Annotated in this window: 1 protein-coding gene; it reads right to left on the bottom strand. The window is 46.2% G+C overall.

Features of this window, described 5'->3' with window-relative positions; translation table 11 throughout:
* Nucleotides 1-127: 127 nt before the first annotated feature.
* Nucleotides 128-1903 (bottom strand): SulP family inorganic anion transporter, encoded by a 1776-nt coding sequence (locus PSE7429_RS22685; protein WP_407681170.1) that lies wholly within the window; start codon nt 1901-1903, stop codon nt 128-130.
* Nucleotides 1904-2076: the final 173 nt, after the last annotated feature.

The following is a 2076-nucleotide window of genomic DNA, read 5'->3' on the forward strand; positions in this document are numbered from 1 at the left end:
GTAGCAAGGCTTTTACTTTTGGGCTTTTAAAATTTGCCAGCTTAACCCGAACTGACGTTAGTTAAGAAAAATCAAATCCGAAAAGGAGAGTGGTGGCACTTTGCCACCACTCTCCTTTTGAGATACTTCAATTATGCCAGTCGTGCCATTCAACCTTATTTACTTGTACGTAAATATCCACGGCTTGCCCGATTGTTGGGAAAAAGTTATTTTTGCCCAGCTCTGTGAATAGCCCGTAACGTTTCAATCGATCCTTCGTTGGACCTTTCATCTCGGCAAAGCATAAACCTATACCTGCCTTACATAGGGTTTTCTCAAGTTCTGCGATCGCATCCGCAGCGGTGAGGTCGATATCGGTCACGGGTTCAGCAGCTACAACTACCCACTTAGTTGCCGTTGGGGCGGTTACGATCGCGCGTATCACCTGTTCACAAAAGGTTTCGGCATTGGCAAAAAACAGTGGCGCATCCCAACGGAAAATTACGAGTCCCGGAATTCTTCTTCCTTCAGGATGGCGCAAAATATCGTGGTAGCCCTTAAGTCCATCCACTCGCCCTAAAACCGCATAATGGGGTCGCCATGCACTCCAGACAAAGGCAAACAAAGCTAAAACCACTGCACCAAATATTCCTTGAATCACCCCAAGTAGGGCAACCCCTGCAAAACAAACCACAGACAAAACAAATTCAAACCGACGTAGCTGATATAGTCGCCAAGTCCCCTCAATTTCCAAAATCCCCAGCCCTGCCGAAAACACCACCGCACTCAGGGTTGCTTGGGGTAAGTTTTGTAAGAGGAGTGGAGTGAAACACAAAACTATGGCGATGCAGATCGCGCTTACTACTCCTGTAATCTGGGTTTTGGAGCCTGCTGCCTCAGCAATAGGCGTTCGTGATGCACTACTACTTATGGCAAAGCCTTGAAATAAACCCGAAGCAATATTGGCGATCCCCAAGGCAATTAACTCTTGATTGCGATCAACCTTATAGCCGCCACGAATGGCAAAAGTCCGCGACAACACGCTCATATCGGCAAAAGATATTAGGGCGATCGCTACTGCGCTAGAGACTATAGTTTTGAATTCTACAGGTTGAAGGTGAGGAATCTGAAAAGCAGGTAAGCCCTGAGGCAAAGCGCCTACGACCGATATTCCCGCTCGATGGGAAAGATCAAAGAGCGAACTAATCGCTGTTGTCCCCGCCACCACGACTAGTACCCCTGAAATTTTTGGGGCAAAGCGTTTGCAGGTCAGAATTATGATCGAGCAGGCTAATCCGATCGCTAAAGCTGTATAGTTTGCTCGACCATCATAGATTCCCCGTCCAAACCCAATTATCTCTTCCCAAATGGTATTAGCATCTACGGAAAAACCAAATATCTTGGGCAATTGGCTGATGCAAACGGTTACGGCAATTCCATTTAGATATCCATAGCGGATTGGTTTAGAGAGAAGTTCTGTAATAAAGCCAAATTTTGCTATGCCTGCGATAATGCAGATGATGCCTGCAAGGATAGATAGCATTCCTGCGATCGCGATCGCATGGAGCGGATCGCCATTAGCTAGGGGAAGGGCAGTTGCCGAAATAATTGGAATTAGCGCAGAGTCAGGACCTAAAACCAAAATGCGACTAGAGCCAAAAATGGCATAGGCTATGAGCGGCAAAATTGTGGAATATAGCCCATAAATCGCGGGCAAACCTGTGGCTTCCGCATAGCCCATTCCAGCGGGAATCAGGATTGCAGTTAGTACCAATCCTGCACTAATATCTTGCATTAACCAAGGACGTTGATAATTTCTCAATACTGAGATAATCGGGATCCATCGAGCTAACCCATGGGGACGGGAAACAAGGGGTAATGGACTATTCGATGGATTATTAGGCGGATTATTAGGCGGAATAATGTTCAATAATGTATCTCTATGCAAACTATAGCTGTCGCTGTACTAGGACATAAACCCCAAGAATTGAGTGGCGGCGCGAAGCGCCGCCACTCAATTCTTGGGGTTTGATTTGTCCCAAGTCAAGTTTAAGAAAGTGTGACAACACTTTCTTGAATTAAAAACCAACCCAGTAA

It is taken from the genome of Pseudanabaena biceps PCC 7429, from assembly GCF_000332215.1.
Lineage (GTDB): Bacteria > Cyanobacteriota > Cyanobacteriia > Pseudanabaenales > Pseudanabaenaceae > Pseudanabaena > Pseudanabaena biceps.